At 67.5% G+C, this 20352-nt stretch carries 16 protein-coding genes and 1 pseudogene; 8 read left to right on the top strand and 9 right to left on the bottom strand.

The features are described 5' to 3' along the window. The first annotated feature begins 11 nt into the window (after nt 1-11). The gene (locus J2853_RS32280) at nt 12-1208 is read left to right on the top strand and encodes a MarP family serine protease (RefSeq protein ID WP_307564482.1); all 1197 of its coding nucleotides are present in this window, start codon (nt 12-14) and stop codon (nt 1206-1208) included. A gap of 57 nt (nt 1209-1265) precedes the next feature. Here J2853_RS32280 and J2853_RS32275 read toward each other — a convergent pair whose 3' ends face one another. The 5 genes from J2853_RS32275 to acs form a co-directional block, all read right to left on the bottom strand. Further along, nucleotides 1266-1706 (bottom strand): DUF309 domain-containing protein, encoded by a 441-nt coding sequence (locus J2853_RS32275; RefSeq protein ID WP_307564481.1) that lies wholly within the window; start codon nt 1704-1706, stop codon nt 1266-1268. Then, on the bottom strand, nt 1703-2626 hold the full coding sequence (locus J2853_RS32270) for an alpha/beta fold hydrolase (RefSeq protein WP_307564480.1): 924 nt from the start codon (nt 2624-2626) through the stop codon (nt 1703-1705). The genes J2853_RS32275 and J2853_RS32270 overlap by 4 nt, the downstream gene beginning before the upstream one ends. Further along, nucleotides 2623-3087, bottom strand: a complete 465-nt coding sequence (locus tag J2853_RS32265; protein WP_307564479.1) for a phage holin family protein — start codon at nt 3085-3087, stop codon at nt 2623-2625. The genes J2853_RS32270 and J2853_RS32265 overlap by 4 nt, the downstream gene beginning before the upstream one ends. Nucleotides 3088-3113: 26 nt before the next feature. After that, on the bottom strand, nt 3114-4334 hold the full coding sequence (gene nhaA, locus J2853_RS32260) for a Na+/H+ antiporter NhaA (protein ID WP_307564478.1): 1221 nt from the start codon (nt 4332-4334) through the stop codon (nt 3114-3116). Between the two features lie 224 nt (nt 4335-4558). Next, nucleotides 4559-6544: an acetate--CoA ligase gene (gene acs / locus J2853_RS32255; RefSeq protein ID WP_307564477.1), complete on the bottom strand. Its 1986-nt coding sequence runs from the start codon at nt 6542-6544 to the stop codon at nt 4559-4561. Between the two features lie 380 nt (nt 6545-6924). Between acs and J2853_RS32250 the strand changes: the two genes are divergently transcribed. From J2853_RS32250 to J2853_RS32235, 4 genes and pseudogenes are all read left to right on the top strand, one after another. Beyond that, a complete protein-coding gene (locus J2853_RS32250; RefSeq protein WP_307564476.1) occupies nt 6925-7710 on the top strand; it encodes a Fic family protein in 786 nt (261 codons plus the stop codon). A gap of 1079 nt (nt 7711-8789) precedes the next feature. Then, a complete protein-coding gene (ssd, locus tag J2853_RS32245; RefSeq protein WP_307564475.1) occupies nt 8790-9836 on the top strand; it encodes a septum site-determining protein Ssd in 1047 nt (348 codons plus the stop codon). Continuing rightward, nucleotides 9833-10717 (top strand): annotated as a pseudogene (locus tag J2853_RS32240) (TadA family conjugal transfer-associated ATPase); the annotation flags it as partial. The gene ssd and the pseudogene J2853_RS32240, both read left to right, overlap by 4 nt. Before the next feature lie 92 nt (nt 10718-10809). Next, on the top strand, nt 10810-11223 hold the full coding sequence (locus J2853_RS32235) for a hypothetical protein (RefSeq protein ID WP_307564474.1): 414 nt from the start codon (nt 10810-10812) through the stop codon (nt 11221-11223). Between the two features lie 64 nt (nt 11224-11287). Here the strand turns inward: J2853_RS32235 and J2853_RS32230 are convergent, their stop codons facing one another. The 3 genes from J2853_RS32230 to J2853_RS32220 all read right to left on the bottom strand — a co-directional run bounded on the left by J2853_RS32230 (nt 11288) and on the right by J2853_RS32220 (nt 16580). Further along, on the bottom strand, nt 11288-12670 hold the full coding sequence (locus J2853_RS32230) for a hypothetical protein (protein ID WP_307564473.1): 1383 nt from the start codon (nt 12668-12670) through the stop codon (nt 11288-11290). Between the two features lie 197 nt (nt 12671-12867). After that, entirely contained in the window at nt 12868-15258 is a 2391-nt protein-coding gene (locus tag J2853_RS32225) for a tyrosine-type recombinase/integrase (protein ID WP_307564472.1), read from the bottom strand. An 89-nt stretch (nt 15259-15347) separates the two neighbouring features. Next, nucleotides 15348-16580, bottom strand: a complete 1233-nt coding sequence (locus tag J2853_RS32220) for a tyrosine-type recombinase/integrase (protein ID WP_307564471.1) — start codon at nt 16578-16580, stop codon at nt 15348-15350. A gap of 129 nt (nt 16581-16709) precedes the next feature. Between J2853_RS32220 and J2853_RS32215 the strand changes: the two genes are divergently transcribed. The 3 genes from J2853_RS32215 to J2853_RS32205 all read left to right on the top strand — a co-directional run bounded on the left by J2853_RS32215 (nt 16710) and on the right by J2853_RS32205 (nt 18961). Continuing rightward, nucleotides 16710-17300 carry a P-loop NTPase family protein gene (locus J2853_RS32215; protein WP_307564470.1) on the top strand — a complete coding sequence of 197 codons (591 nt, stop codon included), beginning with the start codon at nt 16710-16712 and terminating at the stop codon, nt 17298-17300. 2 nt (nt 17301-17302) lie between these two features. Beyond that, on the top strand, nt 17303-18007 hold the full coding sequence (locus J2853_RS32210) for a type II secretion system F family protein (RefSeq protein WP_307568903.1): 705 nt from the start codon (nt 17303-17305) through the stop codon (nt 18005-18007). 372 nt (nt 18008-18379) lie between these two features. Next, nucleotides 18380-18961, top strand: a complete 582-nt coding sequence (locus J2853_RS32205; RefSeq protein ID WP_307564469.1) for a type II secretion system F family protein — start codon at nt 18380-18382, stop codon at nt 18959-18961. Nucleotides 18962-19698: 737 nt separating this feature from the next. Here J2853_RS32205 and J2853_RS32200 read toward each other — a convergent pair. Further along, nucleotides 19699-19902 (bottom strand): cold-shock protein, encoded by a 204-nt coding sequence (locus J2853_RS32200; RefSeq protein WP_089208975.1) that lies wholly within the window; start codon nt 19900-19902, stop codon nt 19699-19701. Nucleotides 19903-20352: the final 450 nt, after the last annotated feature.

The following is a 20352-nucleotide window of genomic DNA, read 5'->3' as shown; positions in this document are numbered from 1 at the left end:
ACCGTAAAGGGGTGAGCGGTGATCTCCTCGATCTCATCCTGATCGCCCTGATGGTGGCCTTCGCGGTGTCGGGATACCGCCAGGGGTTCATCATCGGGGTCCTAAGCTTTGTCGGATTCGTTGGGGGCGCGCTGCTGGGCATGTTCATCGCCCCCCCTATCGCCGAGGCCGTGGTCGACGGCGATACCGAGCGAGCGCTGCTCGCCATCGTCGTCGTCTTCCTCGCCGCCACGATCGGGCAGTTCGCCTCGTCGACGATCGGCGCGGTGGTCCGCAGCCATGTCACCTGGGAGCCCGCCAAGGTGGTCGACGCGGTCGGGGGCACGTTCACCAGTGCGTTCTCGGTCCTGATCGTCGCCTGGCTGATCGGCTCCTTACTGGTCTCGTCGCAGTTCACCATGCTCAGCGAGCAGGTCCACAGGTCCTTGCTGATCAGCACCGTCGACCAGGTGATGCCGGAGGGGGCCAAGGACCTGCAGGCGCCGATCAAGGCGTTCATCGACACCTCGGGCTTCCCCAAGGTGTTCGACGGCATAGGGGGCGGTCAGTTCGTCGAGGTCGCCCCGCCCGACCGGAGCGTGCTGAAGGGCCGGCAGCTCTCGCGGGCACGCAAGGGCATCGTCAAGGTCCAGGGCGTCGCGTCGAGCTGCAGCAAGCACATCGAGGGCACCGGGTTCGTCTACTCGCAAGACCGGATCATGACGAACGCCCACGTGGTCGCCGGGGTCGACAAGGAGCTTCAGGTCACCGACTACCTGAACCACACCCACCGGGCCAAGGTGGTGCTCTACAACCCCGACAGGGACATCGCCATCCTCTACGTCCCCGGACTGAACATGCCGCTCCTGCGCTTCGACGGCAATGCCAAGCAGGGCGACGACGCGATCATCGCGGGTTTCCCGCACGGCCTGGGCTTCACCACCAACGAGGCCCGGATCCGGGTGCAGCAGAGGGCCAACGGGCCCGACATCTACGAGCGCAAGTCCGTCACCCGCGACGTCTACTCGATCCGCGGCCTGGTCCGGCAGGGCAACTCCGGCGGACCGCTGCTCACCACGGACGGCCGTGTCTACGGAGTCGTCTTCGCGGCGGTCCTCGACCAGCCGGAGACCGGGTTCGTCCTGACGGCCGCGGAGGTGGCCCCCGACGCCGAAGACGGCTCCAAACTGGTCAACGCCGTGAGCACCCAGGAGTGCAACCAGAACTAGCGGACCGGCCGGGCAGGGCCGGACCTCGGCGGCCGGAGACGGTCCGGGCCGGGCCGGCTAGAGCAGGGCCCGGATCCTGGAGACGGCCGTCCCGGCGTCCAGGTCGTCCAGCGCGCGAGCGGTCCGGGCGATCTCCTCGTACGGCGCGCCGTACGAGGAGATCCTGTCGGCGCCGCGTGCGAACAGCGCCGCGGCCCCGCGCCGGTTGCCCCGCTGGAGATGGGTGAGGCCGACACAGATCTGCGCCAGTCCCTGCCACAGCTCCCGCTCCTCCTCCGGGGCGGTCTTCCAGCGGCCCTCCAGCACCTCGTGGGCATGGAACGGCCTGCCCTCGTCGAGCAGGCGACGCGCCTCGGAGAGAGCCTCCTCCGCGCTCGGCGCGTAGTCGTCGGGGATGCGCTCCACCCCCTCGGCTCCGTGGGGCAGCGGCCGTCCGAGCGCGTCCCTGGGGCGCTGGTTGCGCGCCCTGCCGTCCGGATCCCGGTCGCGTTCGATCATCGGTCGGGCTCCGGGTCGGCCAGCCAGCCGATGAGCTCGGCGTCGAACTCCTCCGGGCGCTCCTCGTGGGGGAAGTGCCCCGCGCCCTCGATCAGCCGCCACCTGTAGGGGGCGACCACGTAGCGGCTGGAGCCCTGGGCGGTGCGGGGCAGGATGTGCCCGTCGAGCGCGCCGTGCATGTGCAGCGTGGGCGCGTTGATCCCGGCGCGCATGGCCCTGGCGTAGCGCAGGCCGTCGGGGCGGAGCTGGGAGCGGGCGAACCAGCGGTGATATTCCAGCGCGCAGTGCGAGACGTTGGGGATGCGGAACGCGTCACGGTAGGTCCTGGACACGTCCTCCTCCGGCCAGCCGGGCCCCGACCACTGGTCCAGCAACCGTCCCACCATCGCGCCTCCGTGGGCGGTCAGCCGGCGCTCGGGGAGGATCGGCAGCTGGAAGCCCAGCGCGTAGCGGCCGGCCCTGAGCTGGCCGAACGGCTCGGTGCGCAGCGCGGACCGCAGGCGGAGCGGGTGCGGGGCCGACACCGGGACCAGCCGCCGGACCGTCTTGGGGTCCATCGCGGCCATGGTCCAGGCCAGCAGCCCGCCCCAGTCGTGACCGACGACGATCGCGCCGGTCTCACCCAGCGCCCGGATCAGCCCGGTCGCGTCGGCGGCGAGGGTGGGCAGGTCGTAACCGCGGGGCGGCTTGTCACTGGCTCCGTAGCCCCGCAGATCGACGGCGACGGTGTGATATCCCGCCGCGGGGAGCGAGACGAGCTGGTTGCGCCAGCTCCACCAGAACTGCGGGAACCCGTGCAGCAGCAGTACGAGGGGGCCCTTGCCGGCCTCCACGACGTGGAAACGGGTGCCACCGGCGTGGACGGCGCGATGGGTCCACGGGCCCTCGATGCTGACCAGGGATTCGTCGGGACCGTTCATTGGCCTGGTCGCACCGGCTCGCGATGCGTGCCGATCTGGCCCGCGGTGGCCGGAGGGGCGGAGCCGAGCTCGGGCTCGCCGCTCTTGATGGTCTTGAGCGAGCGGAGGGTCCCCTTCATCTTGGTCATGCCCTTGAGCCGTCTCATGCCGATGAAGGCCAGGAGCCCGGCCGTGACCAGGTACAGCCCCGTGACGATCAGGAAGGCCGCCCAGCGCCAGATGCCCACACCGATCAGGGCGTAGGCGATCGCGAACGAGAGCAGGATCAGGCACAGGTGGGCCATGAACGCGGCGGCGCCGAAGAGCCCTCCGGCCACGCCGACCCGTTTGGCGTCGAACTTGAGCTCCGCCTTGGCCAGTTCGATCTCGGCCCTGACCAGGGTGGAGATCTGGTCGCTGGCCGCGGCGACCAGCGAGCCCAGCGACTCCTCCTGCGGTTCCGTGGGCGGAATCTGTGTCATGAACGATCTCCTATCAAGCGCCGATGTCAAATATCATCCTGCGCGTTGAGACGGTTACGCACGCGCACCCGCAGCAGGATCGTGGCCAGGACGGAAGCCATGAGGCTTGCCACGAGCACGCCGGTGGTCACCATGTTCACCCGTTCCGGATCGTCGCCGTAGGCGAGGTTGCCGATGAGCAGGGAAACGGTGAACCCGATCCCGGCCAGTATCGAGACGGCGGCCATGTCCCGCCAGTGCAACTCTTCCGACAGTCTCGCCAGGCCCAGCCGTACGGCCAGCCACGCCCCGCCGAAGACACCGAGGAACTTACCGACAACCAGTCCGGCGATCACACCGAGCACCACTCGATCGCTCAGTATCGTGCTGAGTCCCTCCCCGCCGAGTACTACCCCGGCGGACAAAAACGCGAACACGGGCACCGCGAAGCCCGCCGAGACGGGGCGGAGGTAACGGTCGGCCGATTCGCCGGGGGAGCTCTCCTCTCCGGGGCCGCCGCGCACGCGGGTCACCAGGCCGAGCGCCACCCCGGCCACGGTCGCGTGAACGCCGCTGATCTCGATGAGATACCAGGTGACGAGGGCGAGGGGCAGATAGATCCACAGTCCTCGGACCCGCCTGGCCTGCAGCAGGCCGTACAGGGCGATGATCACGGCTCCGGCGGCCAGAGCCAGGATGTTCAGGTGCTCGGTGAAGAAGACGGCGATGACGGTGATCGCACCGAGGTCGTCCACCACGGCGCTGGTCAGCAGGAACACCCGGAGCGCGGCGGGCATCGAGCTGGCCGTCACGGCCAGTACGGCGAGCGCGAAGGCGATGTCGGTGGCCGTGGGGATGGCCCAGCCCCGGCTCGCGCCCGGCGCGCCCCAGCTCACCGCGAGGTAGATCAGGGCGGGCACGATCATCCCGGCGATGGAGGCGAGGACGGGCAGCGCGGCCTTGCGGAGATTCGCGAGCTCCCCGTGGACGAACTCCTCCTTGATCTCCACTCCCGCGACGAAGAAGAAGATCGCGAGTAGGCCGTTCTGGGCCCATTTGTAGAGTTCGAGATGGAAGAAGTCGGGGCCGATCGTGACGGTGCGCAGCGCCTGGTAGGAGTCGTTGGACACGTTGGCCCAGACCAGCGCGGCGACGGCGGCCAGCAGCATCAGCACACCACCGACCGTCTCGGCCCGGAGGGCCTCGGCCAGCTGGCGGGTGTATCGGACTGTAGGTCGGAAAGGCCATATATCAACGGTGCGGCGCATAGAACCTCCGCGAATGCGGGGAAGGGCTTTCCTTCCCCGGCCGACCAGACTTCCCGGCACACCTGATCACCACCCTATAGAAGTCCGCGAATCGGACCTCCGCCGGGCTTGCGAGTGCGGATGGGGCCGTCTGAGCGGAAGGCGCGAACCTCCGTCACCGGGGATTCGCGCCTTCGCGGGGTCGAGAGGGCGTTCGGGGGCGTGGCCCGTGAACGCCCTCGGTCTCAGTCTTCGCTCTTGGCGCTGGGCAGTTTCTCGGAGATGAGGTTCATCACCGTGCTGTCGGCCAGCGTGGTGACGTCGCCGATGCTGCGGTTCTCCGCCACGTCGCGCAGGAGACGCCGCATGATCTTGCCCGAGCGGGTCTTCGGCAGCTCGGGGACCACCAGGATCTGACGCGGCTTGGCGATCGGGCCCAGCGCTTTGGACACGTGGGCACGGAGCTCGGTGGCGATGTCGAGGCCCTCCTCGGCGTTGCCGCGCAGGATCACGAACGCCACGATGGCCTGCCCGGTCACCGGGTCGGTCGCGCCGACCACGGCCGCCTCGGCGACCTTCGGGTGGGAGACCAGGGCGGACTCGACCTCGGTGGTGGAGATGTTGTGGCCGGAGACGAGCATGACGTCGTCCACGCGGCCGAGCAGCCACAGATCGCCGTCCTGGTCCTTCTTGGCGCCGTCGCCCGCGAAGTACACGCCCTCGAAGCGGGACCAGTAGGTGTCGATGTAGCGCTGGTCGTCGCCCCAGATCGTGCGGAGCATGGACGGCCACGGGTCGCGGATCGCGAGGAAGCCGCCACCGCCGTCGCCGACGCTTTCGCCCTGGTCGTCGACCACGTCGGCGGTGATGCCCGGAAGGGGGCGCATGGCCGCGCCGGGCTTGCCGCTCGTCACGCCGGGGAGAGGGCTGATCATGATGGCGCCGGTCTCGGTCTGCCACCAGGTGTCCACGACCGGGGTACGGTTGCCGCCGATGTGCTCGCGGTACCAGACGTAGGCCTCGGGGTTGATCGGCTCGCCGACGCTGCCCAGGACACGCAGGGACGACATGTCGTACTTGGCGGGGATGTCGTCGCCCCACTTCATGAAGGTGCGGATCGCCGTCGGGGCGGTGTAGAGGATCGTGACGCCGTACTTCTGCACGATCTCCCAGAACCGGCCCCGGTGCGGGGTGTCCGGGGTGCCCTCGTAGATGACGCTGGTCGCGCCGTTGGCCAGCGGGCCGTACACGATGTAGGAGTGGCCGGTCACCCAGCCGATGTCGGCGGTGCACCAGTAGACGTCGGTCTCCGGCTTGAGGTCGAACACCGCGTGGTGGGTGTAGGCGACCTGGGTCAGGTAACCGCCGGTGGTGTGCAGGATGCCCTTGGGCTTACCGGTCGTGCCGCTGGTGTAGAGGATGTAGAGCGGATCCTCGGCCTCGTGCGGCTGCGCCTCGTGGACGTCCGGCTGCCGGTCCACGACGTCGTGCCACCAGACGTCCTTGTCGGTCCAGGCCACGTCCTGGCCGGTCCTTCTCACGACCAGGACGTGCTCGATGCCGGGGCAGCTCTCGACCGCCTCGTCCACGGTCGGCTTGAGCGCGCTGGGCGCGCCGCGGCGGTAGCCGCCGTCGGCGGTGACCACGACCTTGGCGTCCGCGTCCTGGATCCGGCCGCTGAGCGCGGTGGCGGAGAACCCGCCGAACACCACCGAGTGGACCGCGCCGAGGCGGGCACAGGCCAGCATCGTGATCGGCAGCTCGGGGATCATCGGCATGTAGATGGCGACCCGGTCGCCCTTGCGCACGCCCAGCTCCTCCAGGGCGTTGGCGGCCTTGGCGACCTCGCTTCGCAGGTCGGAGTAGGTGAGGGTACGGCTGTCGCCCTCGGGCTCGCCCTCCCAGTGGTAGGCGATCTTGTCGCCGCGGCCCGCCTCGACGTGGCGGTCGACGCAGTTGTAGGCGACGTTGAGCTCGCCGCCGACGAACCACTTGGCGAAGGGCGGGTTCCATTCAAGCGTGGTGTCCCAGCGCTTCGACCAGGCCAGACGGTCGGCCTGCTTCTCCCAGAAGGCCAGGCGATCCCGTTCCGCCTCGGCGTAGGCGTCGGCGGTCACGTTCGCGGCCGCGGCCAGGTCGGCGGGAGGGGCGAACCGCCGGGTCTCCTGCAGCAGGTTCGACAACGTCTCCTGGGTCTCACGCGACTTGGAACCAGGGATCTCCGGGGCCACTACGCACTCCTTAGGTACTGCTGGTACTGGTCGTGTCCCACTTCACCAGGCCCGTACTGCCTGCCACAAGAGGTCTAGACAGGTCTGTACCGATCGGTGATGAGGACCCGCGACGTTTCGTAAAAGTCTTATCAGCGAGGATAACTGCCGCTGAAACGGTACGTTTTTGACACCGTAAGAACGTAGCGGGTGCCATTCAACGTGATTCGGCGGGGCTGCGCGCCGGACGGTGCCAGGCGCTCGGTGAACGGTTTGATGATCTTTCCCGCCCTCTGGTCCGGCCCACCGCCCGGCCCGTGTTCACGGCACGGCACGGCGCGGTCCGAACCCCTCGATGGTGCCGTCGGGGCTTCGCCGACCGGCCGGTAGGGTCGGGGACCGTGAGTGACCCATTGGCGGTAATCGCCGGACTGCCCGGAGTGTCGGAGGCGGTCGCCGACGCGCGCAAGGCCGTGGACCGGCTCTACGGGCACCGCGTGCTGCGGCGTAAGAGCCCGGAGGTGTCGGCCAGGTCGTCACTGCGCGGGGCCAGGGCGTCCGCCGCGCTTGAGGGCGTGGACGTTCCCCTTGAGGCCATTCCCGAGGCCACCGACCCCGTCGTCCAGGGCGCGCTGCGGGTCTCGGCCGAGCTGGGACGGCTCGGCCTGACCTGGCGTACGGCGCCGCGGCAGGTGCTGGCCAGGTTGCACACCCTGGCCGCCGCCGGCCTGACCGAGGATCTCGGCCGCCCCCGGAGCGCCGTCGAGGCGCCCGACCTTCTCGGCCTGGGCGAGGCCCCGGGCCCCGAGGAGACGGTGGCCCGGGTGGACGGGCTGGTCGGGCTGGTCACGGGGGCCGCCGAGGGGTCCTCCAAGGCGCCCGCGCTGGTGCTCGCCGCCATCGTGCACGCGGAACTGGCGGTGCTGAGACCGTTCGGATCGGCGGACGGGATGGTCGCGCGGGCCGCGGAACGGCTGACACTGGTGGAGTTCGGCCTGGATCCGAAGTCGCTGGCGGCCGTCGAGGTAGGTCACCTCGAACTCGGCACGGCCTACGCGGAGAACCTCAGGGCCTACCTCAGCGGAACCCCCGACGGGGTCGCGGCGTGGGTGCGGCACTGTGCGTCGGCGGTCACGCTGGGCGTGCGCGAGGCCACGGCGATCTGCGAGGCCATGCAGCGCGGTTGATCACGCAGCGCTGCTGATTACGGACGTCTCCTCATAAGACCGACGGCGCCCCTGGTAGCGGGGCGCCGTCGCCGGCACGTCCAACCTGGTTACCAAGCGTGCACCCAATAATCGTCGAAGCGGGACAAGCCCACTCCGACGCGCCTCCCGCGGCTGGCGGCGCGTGGGTACCAAGCGGCCGTGCCCGGACAACTGGTCCGTAAAACCTTTGTACGACGAATCCCGGCTGATGGGAACCCCTGGAACCAAGACCTTTACGGATCAGGGGTATTAATGAACTAAACATCCCTTATGTGATGAGAGATGCCTCGAATCCGGCGCTGAAGTCCTTCGCCGGCCGGATCTGCACTCCGGCTCCGATCACTCTGTGTGATCATGTCCCGGCCTATCGGGAACGGGTTTCGGTCGGACGATGTTCGGGGTCTGGACCGATACATTAAAAAAAACCAGCGAAAAGTGGAGGTTACTCCTCGACGAAACTCAAGTGGATCGGGCAGCATGAGGGTGTATCTCCCCAAACCGGAGTAACTGCGCATGGGTTGGTATTGCAATCCTCTTGTCAGGCTCTGGTTGCTGTTGAAAGCTTTCTTCTGAAACGGGACCGGCTCTACCCCCCCAGAGCCGGACCGGTTGGCGACCCCCGCTCTCCCCCCCGGCGGGGGTCGCCACTTTTTGGTCACCCTGTTCACACCCGCACCGGCGGCATCCTCTTTCCCGGCGTCGCTCCCGGGCCGCGGTCGCGCCCACGGACTCATGGACGTCTTTCGCCGGCGAACAGGCGTGGCCGACCTTGATCATTCGCGCTTCCGCGGGCACTTCTGAGCCTCCTCGGACACGGCCACCGACTCAAGGGCCTCCTGGTCGTGGTCATCGGTTTGGATCTCCTCGATACGCCACGAGGCGTCGACCGGGCGACGCGTCCCACGGCTCTCTCCGAGACGACCTGCCGGCACTTCGCCGAGTGGTTGTCCACAGGCGAGGCGGACCCTGGGCCCGGTTGTCCACAGTGCGGCATTCGGTGTCCCGGCGGGAACGGGCCATCCCGGAAGGTGGGGTTCCCGCACTTCAGGGAGGCACCGTTGGACCGCCCTCTGGTCATCACCGAAGACCACGATCTGCTTGATGATCTGCTCCGCGTGGCCGCGGCCGCCGGAGCCGAGCTCGACGTCGCTCATGTGCCCGCACATGCCCGGCCCTACTGGAATCGCGCCCCTCTGGTCGTGGTCGGCAGCGACCTGGCCGACGCGCTGGCCGCCACAGGCCCGCCGCCCCGCCACCGGGTCATCCTGGTCACTCACACCTCCGAAGACCCGGACACCTGGCGTAAGTGTGTCGCCGTCGGCGCGCAGACGGTGCTGGAGCTGCCCTCGGCCGAGCGGCAGCTGGTCGACGAGTTCGCCGACGTCGTGGAGCCGCCGACGAGGGCCGGACACGTGGTCTGCGTCGCCGGTGGACGCGGCGGAGCCGGAGCCAGCGTCCTCGCCACCTCGCTGGCGCTGGCGGCCTCGCGGCAGCGCCTCCGCACCCTCCTCATCGACGCCGACCCGCTCGGCGGCGGCCTGGACGTCCTTCTGGGGCAGGAAGAGGTGGACGGAGCCCGCTGGTCCGATCTGGTCGCCCGTGAGGGCAGGGTCAGCTTCACCGCGCTCCAGGCGGCACTGCCCTCCTTCGCCGGGTTGACGCTGCTGTCCTTCCACCGCGGCGAGGTCGAGGCCATCCCCGCCGAGGCGATGCGCTCGGTGATCGAAGCGGGGCAGCGAGGCTTCGACCTGGTGGTCGTCGACCTGCCGCGCCACCCCGATCAGGCCGCGGTGGAGGCTCTCGGCAGGGCCACCACCACCCTCCTCGTCGTCACCGCCGACGTACGCGGTGTGCTCGCGGCCGCTCAGGTGCTCACCGGGCTGCGCAGGCACACCGGTGAGGTGCGGGTCGTCGTGCGCAACGGTGTCCTGGACGACGACGTGGTGACGACCTCCCTGGGCATGCCGTACGCGGGAAGCCTCCCCGATCAGCCCCGGCTTGCCGCGGCCCTCAACCGCGGAGACTTCCCCCCGCTCAGCCGCCGAAGCTCTCTGGGCCGGTTCTGCGCCTCGTTCCTGCATTCGTTGTTCGGAGGTTCCACGTGAAACGCGCGGAGCCCGCCGCGGTCTCACCCGAGCTGGTGGAAGCGGTCCGGGTGCGGCTGGCCCGGACCGGAATCGAGCCCAGCGCCGCACACGTCGCGGTCGCGCTCCGCGCCGAGCGGGCGGTGCTCGGCGACGCGGAGATCCTGGCGGTGGCCCGTGTCCTGTGTGCCGACCTGATCGGCGCCGGTCCGCTGGAGCCGCTGCTGGCCGAGGCCGAGGTCACCGACGTGCTGGTGAACGGCCCACGCGAGGTGTGGGTCGACGACGGCCACGGCCTGCGTCTGACCTCGGTCGTCTTCCCTGGAGAAGACGCGCTCAGGCGGCTCGCCCAGCGCCTCGCCTCGGCCGCGGGAAGGCGTCTCGACGACGCCTGTCCCTACGTCGACGCCCGCCTCGCCGGGGGCGTCCGGCTTCACGCGGTCCTCCCGCCCGTGTCTCCCGGCGGCACCTGCCTGTCCCTGCGGCTCCCGCCCCGTCGCACCTTCACCCTCCCCGACCTCGTCGAAGCGGGCACGATCAGAGCCGACAGCGTTCCCGTGCTCACCGCGATGGTCGAGTCAAGGCTCGCCTTCCTGGTCACCGGCGGCACCGGCACGGGAAAGACGACCCTGCTGTCGGCGCTGCTGTCCCTGGCCGATCCCGGCGATCGGCTGTTGCTGGTCGAAGACTCCGCCGAGCTGAGACCGCTGCATCCCCATGTCGTCCGTCTGGAGTCCCGCCCGGCCAATCTGGAGGGAGCCGGCGGCGTCGGTCTGCGTGATCTGGTCCGCCAGGCCCTGCGCATGCGCCCAGATCGCCTTGTCGTCGGTGAGGTCAGAGGAGCGGAAGTGGTCGATCTGCTCGCCGCGCTGAACACCGGCCACGAGGGCGGCTGCGGCACCTTCTCTGAACTAAGGTCAACGGTTTCAGTCGGCTGATTCAGTTGTGGGCAAGATGCTGAGTTGATCTAGCGCGTAACTGGGAACATCCCCAGGTGAATCGAGGAACGGCGTTCTGGCGCGAGCTTTTCCTGACCCGGCTCAGCTCCGAATCAACCATCATCGTGCGGGACGTCGTCGCCGAGGTCCTGGGACGCAAGCCCACGAGTTCGGAGATGAACGCTGCTCGCAAGGCGAGTCATTATGTCGCCGAGGCCGGTCAGGCGGTGTTAATGGGCCTGTATCCGCGTGAGGTCAGGGGTGAAGATCACAGTAGGCCCGGCGAGCGGCGGGTGTCCTGCCTGACGGCCGATGACGCCCTGGTGCGAAGGTTGCCGTTCTGCGTCGAACGCAGCGCAACGCAGCAGCCCGGATGGTGGAAGGACAAGGAGTCTGAGGCGTTCAAGCAGGCCCAGGCAGCCACCAGGCCCGAACGGGAGAGGGCCCTCGCTATGCTCCTTCGCCGCTAACGAGGCTTCTCTGAACTACGACGAAGTTCGAGTTGCCCCGAGGCGGTGGCTCCCGGGGCAGGGGCTACTCGTCTTCGTCGTCGCTGTCACTTGGTTGAGCAGTAAACAGCTCAAGGAAAGACATCGGCTCTGCCTGGGGGATGTGCAGTTCGCCGGCCAAGGAACCGTTCATGTTCGAGGAGGTTGCGGACCACTGCGCTGTGATGCCTTCATCGCTGCCAGCGGTGCCTATCAGGACGAAAGGAGCTAGGTCTGCATGACGGCCTGCGTGGATGTCCACGGAGGGGAAGTAGACCGTCGTCGAGCCGGAGTTGTCGATCCGGACCGGAGGCCCGTTGCGGAGTGATCGAAGGCCCATAAGGTCAGGGGGAGACATGAAGGTGTTCTGGAAGTTGTGACCAAAGGTCGGGCCGAAGGTAACGGGCGGCTTTGGCAAGGCTCTGGGGAACCTGTCGTTGCTGGCGTAGGGGGCCGCCTCCTCTGGCTCCAGGGCACGGACATCGCCTGGGATGTTGAGGACAACCTGGACGCCGGTAAGAGGAGCTTCCGTCGGGTTGGTCAGTCGCAACACGATCGGGGCTAGGAAGATGGCGGCGGTCTCGTCCACTGCTTCGCTGATCTTGGCTTGGCATTTTTCGAGATAGCGCTTGACCTCTTGCCGATACTCCTCCGGCGTTCGTTCCTCTGGAATCTCCATCACAACGTAACTACGCGGCTTGCCCCTGTTCGCCAGGTGCTCGTTCAAAGAGCTCAGAGCTAGCTCCTCCAGAGCTCCAAGCAACCTAGCGACATCGGAATCTGGGTAGGAAATCGGGGTCGCAACGCCGCTGCCGACTTCCAGCGCCAGCTCCATGCTGGGGGAATGACGCAGTAGCCGCTGGCTGAGCAAGTCGAGCTCTTTGGCGTTGACCCGGGCGGTCGTGCCATCAGCTCGACGGGTGAAGATCGCCGCTTCGGGGATGTTCTTGTCTCTGGTCGGCGATGGAGCTTCCTTGCGCATGCAGTGGATGGGGTCGCCCCAGCGGGGTGGGTCGACGGTGACGACCAAAATGCTCACCGGCCCGTTGTCCCCGTTGCCTTCGACGTAGGTCGGCTGCCAGTTGATGGTCTCGCCGACATAGGGGCGGATCCAGCGAACCAGCTCGGTGATGTCGTGCTGGCGAACGCCGGCCATGCTGTCGTGGCTTACTCCCGCCAAGAGGAAGCCGTAGCCTTCGGCGAAGCGAGCGGCGTCTTCCGGCATCCGGTTGGCGAACCCAATGATCGCCCTGGCGACATGTGCTCTGCCGCTTTTGTCTCCTTTGTCGGCCGGGTTCAAGTCCAGTTCGGACTTCCACTCCAACCAGATCGTCTCGTCTGCCTTGCTGGCCTGCCGCACTGCCTGCACGAGCTTTTCGAGCTCAGCATGGTTGCGTGGGGCCTTTCTGGCATCGAAATTCAAGGCCATGTCCGCTTCCCTTCTGCCCGCCAGCGGCCTGGCAGGAAGGCCACAATAGTCAACAAAGCCCTATGGGGACGGGCATGGAACGCCCGGAGGCGTTCACCGCGGGCTGCAACTCAGGGGGATCGGCGATGCGCCGGGACCGAGGTCTTGCTCGTCACTCCAGACGCGGATCAGGGCTGAGCTCCCGGACTGGGACAGGATCATGGTCGACGGCCGGGCAGCGTGGCGGTTCGCCCGGCGATCTCCGGGAAGGACGGCATGCCGAGGTTGATCGTGGTCGCGCGGCGGGCCCGCTCGTCGAGCTGGGCGAGTTTGCCTTCGGCTGCGGCCCGGCTGACTTGCAGCCTTTCGACTTCGCCGAGCCATCCTTGGTGTTCGGCTTCGGCGATCCGGGCGATCATGTTGTCTCGGATCTCCTCCATGCGGGGCCGTTCAGCTGGGTCGACTCGCAAAAGCGGACATCTGATGCAACTGTGCTCATGTTGGCAGCTTGTGCCGTAGGCGCGGCCACAATCGCCCAAAGCCATCTTCCGGCGCTCGAAGTGGCCGAGGAACTCCTCCCATTCCTGGTCGGTGGGGGTGCGGTATTCCTCGCTGGGGCGCATCGCCCGTCGTCGGGCGATGAAGGCCCGGTGCCCGTTGATCACCTCTTGGGGATAGACCGTGTGATACCCCATGGTCGTATCGATCGACTTGTGCCCCAAGATCAACTGGACGATGTGAGGCGGCATCCCATTCAAGATCGCCTCAGTCGTGAAAATCCTCCGGAAGTCATGGGGCTGGAACTGCAAGGGCTGCCCCCCGGCGTCGGTGAAGCCGGCCGCCAGCAGCAACTCGTCGAGAACCCGGCGGATCGCGCTCTGGCCGAGAGGATGGTTTTGTCCTCCTGCTCGCGATTGGAACAAGATCGGCATCGGGGGGTTCCAGGTCTTCTCGTGGACGTCATAGGTGGAGACCAATGGAACGACGCCTGCGTCACCACGAACCCGGGAGACGACCGTCGCCAGGACGTCGGCGAGTTCGAGGTCGACGACCAAAAGGCGTTCCTGATCGGTTTTCGAGGGGGCGATGTGGAGCAGGGGAATGAGTTCACCGGTGTCGGGGACGACATATTGGGTGATGCTCTGGTGGCTGATCTCCAGCATCTCCTCGGCGCGGAGACCGGTATGACGCAGGACTTCGACTGATGCCCAGGCCCAGAAGGCCCGGTTCTCGGCCCGCGCGAGTTGCCGAAGTCGCCCGGCAGAGTCGTAGGCGAAGTCGCTGCCGACGGCCCGGCTGGGTTCTCCGACCGCCTTGACGAAGACCTCGCCCAGGACGGTGAAGGTCTCACCGGGAGCTGCGTTGCGCAGTGCGGTCAGGCGTGCCTGTGCGTCCACTCGCTGCTGGTGGGCGACCTGGACCAAGGCGGCGATGGTGGGCAGTCGCTCTCGGGTGCGCTGGTCCATGCGCGCCTTGCGTCTCGCGTTGCGCTTTCTGCCGGAGATCTCCGCTGCGGTGATGGGGCAGGGCGCTGCCCATGGCCCCCAACGGGCAGGATCTTCCGTCGCCCACTGGGCGATATCGAGGTAAAGCCCCCGGGCGTTGGTCAACAGGTCGATGTAGCTGCTCCGCGGGGTGGTGACCTCGCGAACACTGCCGTCAGGCTGTCGTTCGCGGCGGGTCTTGACCTGCAGCCTGGACTTCCACGCTGCGATGACGTCGGAGGGCAGCCGGAGGGAACTGGCGCCCGGGTAGTGGGTTTCGATGTTCTTCCAAAAGTGCAGTGCCAGATGTCGCGAGAGTTGTTCCAGGGTGTTGTAGTCGAGAGCCGGTTGGCGCTCGGCCAAGTAGTCGACGATCAGGTCGCGAACGGGTCCGCACTCCAGGGCGTAGCGGTCCACCAGTTGTCCCGGGCTCACCTGGCCTGAGCGCATGGTCAACTGCCGGAGCGTGGGCGGCGCGTCTGCGGGGAAAAACTCCAGCTGCTGCAGAAGATCATAAAAATATCCCCGGCCTGCGCCCAATTGGTTGCGAGTGCGAGACTCGACCTCGCGTAGCTCTAGGCAGTCACCAACAGTGATATCAGCCACCTTGCCGCCCTTGGCGGCCATGATGGTGGTGATCTGGATGAGAGCCTGGTGCTTGCGCTTGTCGTCGACTCCCTGACGATCAGCAGCAGCGTGCAGTTGAGCGAATCCTTCTGGATCTCGGTAGGTGGCCATCGGGTTCCGCCAGTGGCGGGACCGAATGATCGTCGAGAGCCACTCCACGTCCGGGCGCAGAACATCCGCGCAGACCAGCCAGAGGAACCCAGCCTTCAAGGCTCCTCTCTTCTGGACGGTCGGGTCATGGTCGACAAGCCAAGCAAGGGCTTCTTCATCCCACTTCCCTCCGAGCGAGTGGGCGGGTGTCGCGTACCAACGCTGCTGCCATGTTTCGCCGGGGAAGTCCTTGAGCCAGAGCAGCAGCTTCCGCACTCCGCGTTTCCGCTGGTCGTGCGTGGTGCCAGTGGCCCGACCAGGATGGTGATTCAGATCCTCGAGGATCTGCCGTTCGGAGTGCGTGGTCGCCGTCCAGACCGCCGGCGGCTGCCTGGCGGGGAACTTCACCCGAAGCTGCTTGACCGACTCACCGCTCAGGGACGAGGCGAAAGATCCAGCCCTCACGAGTCGCTGGCGTGAGGCGTTGCTCTGGGTTGTCATGTGTCCCGTCCGAAGAGGATGTCCAGAGAGCGAGGGTTGTAGCTGACGGCCGGAGGCGTGACCGAGACGGGCTTCTGCTGTCTTCTGCGGTCGTGGTGGGCGAGGGCGTGGGCGATCACTTCGTCCTGGCTGGGGGTGATGTAGAGCTGCGTGGTGCTCAAGCTCGCGTGGCCGAGGATCCACTGAACATCGCTGATCGGCATGTTCGGGTCCTGGCTCATCCGCCAGGCCGCGCTGTGCCGGAGGTCGTGGATGGTCCAGTTCGAGCCCAGCAGTTCCTGCGCGCGAGCGAACATCGCGCGGGCGGCGGGGTAGGTCAGTGGCCGGAAGGGCCGCCGGAGCGTGACCCAGAGCGGCTGACGGCGGCCGCGGGCAGCGCCCTTGCGCCAGATCTCCTCCTGGTAGAGCCGCAACCACACGAACGCATCTGGCGAGGCCGGCAGCAGTTGCGTCGCCCGGCTCCCCTTGCGAGTCACGCTGATGACCTGCTCGCCCGGGTCGACATCGTCTTGGAAGGAGTCGAGCAGTTCCTCGGCCCGGGCGCCGGTCGAGACCCAGAACGCCACCAGGGCGCGGTCGCGGTGATACTTCAGCCCGGCGAAGATCTTGTTGAACTGGTCGTCGGGGACCCGCTTGGGGATCCGGGCTGGCAGTTTCGGCCGGTAGCGGCCGACCCGCTCGCGCCGGAACGGCTCCATCGGATTGTGATGGGCGTTCGCGCGGCCCGCGCGCCGCAACCGGTCCAGCGGGAACGGGTTCACGATCGGACCCGTCCCGGCCTCGAGCTGGAAGTCATAGAACCGGCGCAGCACCGTCTCGGCATGCGCCCTCGACGACGGCGCGAACTTCGTGCCGGGCTGGGCCTTGCCCGTCTGCGGATTCACCTCCCCGGCCCGCGATGTCGCCGAGCCCCGCCCACGTCTATCAGCACCGTCAGGGCTGCCGTCACGGTGACGCCAGTGCGTCCGGGTCGGCTTGTCCGCGATCTGCATCCACCGCGCGAAGTCCCGCCCCTCGGCCGGCGTCACCTGGTTCCACGGCACTTCGACCGCCGCTAGCCACCGCCACCACAGCAGCAGATCATTGCCGTAGGAGCGCAGCGTCGACTCCGACAGGTCTTGCGCCTGCAGCTCGCGCAGGAACGCCGCCACCGGCTCGACGACCGCGCCGCCGCGGTCCAGCAACTGGAACGGCTCCCACGGATCACCCGTTGCAACGAGCCGTCCCACAATCCGCACCATTAATGACGCCAGATCCCGATCGGGACTTTGGTCGATCATGAGGCGGGACGCTAACAGAGATCAGGGAAATATGCCTCTGAACTGGAAAAACTCCATCATTAGTTCAGTTAACAGGGCTTGCATGCCAACACCGCCGCAGACGTTCCACCCCGGCTGGAGGCACTCGCCTGCGCCGCCGGTCTCAGCCGGGAGGCGGTCCACAGCCAGATCGCCGCGGCCCTGGACGTCGTCATCCACCTCGCCCGCGATCACACCGACGGACGTCGCCGGGTGGCCGAGATCTGCATGATGATCCGCCGTCCCTCAGGCTTCGTTGACGCGGAGCCGGCCCTCACCTTCTCCCCTGATGGCCAGGTGATCTCCGGCCCGGGCCTCCCCGCCCTCGCGGCCCGCGCACCCGGCATTCTCACCGCGCCCGACCCCACCCGCAGACCGTATGAGTCCGCGCCGCCCGGTCCCGTCCGCAGGACGTGGGAGCCCGGGTCGTCCGGTCTCAAGGAGTCTGCGCCGTCCGGTCCCGTCCGCAGGGCGTATGACCCTGGGCCGCCCGGTCCCGTCCGTAAGCCGTATGAATCCGCTCGGCAGGAGCGTCGTCATGAGCGGCCGGAGGGATTCCCGGCGACTCGCCGGTCGCTGTACGACTCCGACGCGGGGGGCTCCGCTGCGGAGGGCGACCATGCCTCTGACACGTCGGGGGTGTCGTCGTGACGATGATGGCCCTGGTCCTAGCCGCTCTGGCGGTGTGGCTGTGGACGGGCCCCGATCCCGGTACGGCCCGGTTGCGATGGATGCGGACACGGCATCACCGCTTGGGTGAATCGCGTTCTCTACGTGAGAGGTTCACCGGCCGCTCCCGGCCTTCCAAACGCATGCGGGCTTGGCGGACCGCGTCGATCGAGCTGTGTCAGGCGTTCTCGGCCGAACTGGCGGCCGGCCGGACGGCCGGTGAGGCACTCGTACGGGCAGTGCCCGCCGTGGAGTTTCCCGATCCGGTGGTGCTGCGCCCGCTGATCGCGGCAGCGAGGGACGGTGGTGACGTCCCCGCCGCCTTACTCGCCGTGGCCCCGGAGCGCGGCGGTGAGGCCTTCCGCCGGTTGGCCGCCTGCTGGAGGGTGAGCATGACCGCAGGGGCGGGCCTGGCCGTTCTCGTCGACCGCGTAGCCGATTCGCTCAGGGAGGCTCAGGTCCACCGCCAGGACGTCGCCGCCCAACTGGCCGGTCCTCGCGCCACCGCCCGTCTCCTGGCGGGGCTGCCGGTGCTGGGCCTGCTGATGGCGGCTGGGCTCGGCATGCGACCGCTGCACTTCCTGCTCGGCAGCCCGGCAGGGGCGGGCTGCCTGATCCTGGGCCTCGCACTCGACGCCTGCGGCCTGTGGTGGACCCACCGCCTGGTCACCCGTGCGGAGGAGACCTGACCGAGGCCGAAGGGCGCGGCGGGAAAGAACGAGAAGCGAGGAGTGAAGAAAATGATCATGCTGCTCACCGTGATGCTCGCCGGAGTCGCCGGGTGGCTGTGGGCCGCACCTGGCGATCCTGCCGCCCGGATCCGCAGAGCCCGGCGACGATCGTCGGCTTCGGGACCGTCATCTTCAGAAGGGCGCTTCGGCCCCTCCGAGCTTCAGGGAGAACGGTCACCCGCACTTCAAGGAGCATGGTCACCTGAGGGGGTACGGACGAGTGCGGAAGCGCCTTCGTTCTCTCCGCGTTTTTCTCCGCATACGGTGTTCTCCCCACATGCGGCGGGCCACGACTCCGCTGGAAGGCGGCGGCCGAGCCGGAGAGAGGCAATGGTGGCGTTCGCCGCCGGACTGATGGCGTATCTGGCCGTCGGCGGAACGCCTGGAGCCATCGTGGGGGCAATCGGGTTCGGGGTCGTGTTGGTGATCGTGCGAAGGCGGGAGTCGCCCGAGCTTCGGCGGCAACGTGCTCGGGTGATGGCGGATTTGCCGCTGGCAGCCGATCTCATGGTCGCCTGCCTGCGTGCGGGACAGCCGATCAGCGGGGCCATCGGTGTCACGGTGGAGGCGATCGGCGGGCCACTCGGCGACCGGTTGGCCTGGGTGAACGGACAGCTGAGACTGGGCGCCGCGCCGGAGAGCGCCTGGCAGGTTCTCGCATCCGAACGCTCACTCGCTCCCCTGGCACGCACGATGAGCCGGGCCGCGCTCAGCGGAGCCCCGGTGGCCGATGTTCTCACCAGACTGGCCGATGACTCCCGCCAGGCCGCTCGCGCCGCATCGTCGGCGGCTGCTCAGCGGGTGGGGGTTCAGGCTGTCGCCCCGCTGGGCCTCTGCTTCTTGCCGGCCTTCGTCTTTCTCGGAATCATCCCCGTCGTGGCCGGTCTCGCCGGAGAGGTGCTGCTTCCCTGAGTTATCCACAGGGCTTTCCTGGTTGACTCCACGTTATCCACAGGGAAATGTCGCCCTGTGGATAAGCGATCAAAGATTTTTCAAGCGACGGCGGGGAGGCGGGCAGGGGTCTCTCATGGCTGGTCGGTGCCAGGCAGTGCCGTCGATGGCCGCAGAGTCGATGGACCGCAGATGGGTCGCGGCCTGTCGGCGGCCTCCTGCAGGTGGCGGACGCATGGGCGAAGCGGTCGGAGAGGGCATCGAGCCGGTTGGGTGAACAACCGGTGAGAATCTCGCCGATCCTCTCCACGCGGGCCATGACCCGATTCGGGCCCTCCACTCGGATCGGCGTCATCAGGGGCAAAGTAGCTGTGAGTAATCAGCTTCCGTTGTCTGGCATGTCCCCCACAACATCGTTCCTGTTCATCGTCATGCAGATCTCGGCCACCCGGCGACGTCCGTCGGTGTGATCGCGGGCGAGCTCGCCGGACGCGCTTCGTCTGCTCCGGGCCGGTCGGTGAGCCAGGTGATGGACCCGGCCGTGAGTCTGGTTGTGGGCGGGTTGCGCGGCCGATTCTCTGGAGCCATCGTCTTGATAACTCCAGAATGTTCAGCACGTACAGGTCGATCCCACCGGTTTCGCCGTTTTTCAAACCATGTTGAGGTCGTCCGGAAAAGGAACCGAGCTCCCACCGAAATGAATCCGGGCTCCCACCGATTGGAACGGTGAAAGCCCGGATCAGAAGTCGGTGCGTTGCTTACAGCGCGGTGACCTGCTCGGCCTGCGGGCCCTTGGGGCCACGCGTCGTCTCGAACACGACGCGCTGGTTCTCCTCCAGGCTGCGGTAGCCACCGGTGGTAATCGCCGAGAAGTGCACGAACACGTCTGCACTACCGTCGTCGGGGGCGATGAATCCGAAGCCCTTTTCGGCGTTGAACCATTTCACGGTGCCTTCAGTCAACTGCTTCTCCTATTAAGGGGAGCCTCACCGCGTCATCAAGTCGATAACACAGGGCTGCATACGGACCGCATATTGCGTCCGCCGAAATATCCGGAGAAGCAAAAAAGCCCGCTGTCAGGGAACTTCCCGCGGGCGCTTCAGACAGAGCAAACGTACGAGGAAACTAAGACTGCAACCCTTTGAAGTTACTGGGATCCCATGAGTCATGTCAAACGGAATGTGATCAAGCATGATGACGCGATTTGATCGGCCTGTCCGTCGTCGGTCCGGGATCCGCGACGGATCGACGCGGCCGAGGAGCTGAGATCACGGTCCGACTCGCGATCCGGAGCCGGAGGGGAATGGTGTTCGTCGTCCGACCGGCGGTCTGAAATCGTCCACTGTGGCGGTGAGGTCGGATCGCACCATGGCGGTGAGGTCGGATCGGCCGATCGGTGGCTGTGGACAACC

The organism is Streptosporangium lutulentum (assembly GCF_030811455.1).
Taxonomy (GTDB): domain Bacteria; phylum Actinomycetota; class Actinomycetes; order Streptosporangiales; family Streptosporangiaceae; genus Streptosporangium; species Streptosporangium lutulentum.
The sequence above is the reverse complement of the archived record's forward strand: the minus strand, read 5'-3'. Positions and strand labels throughout refer to the sequence as shown.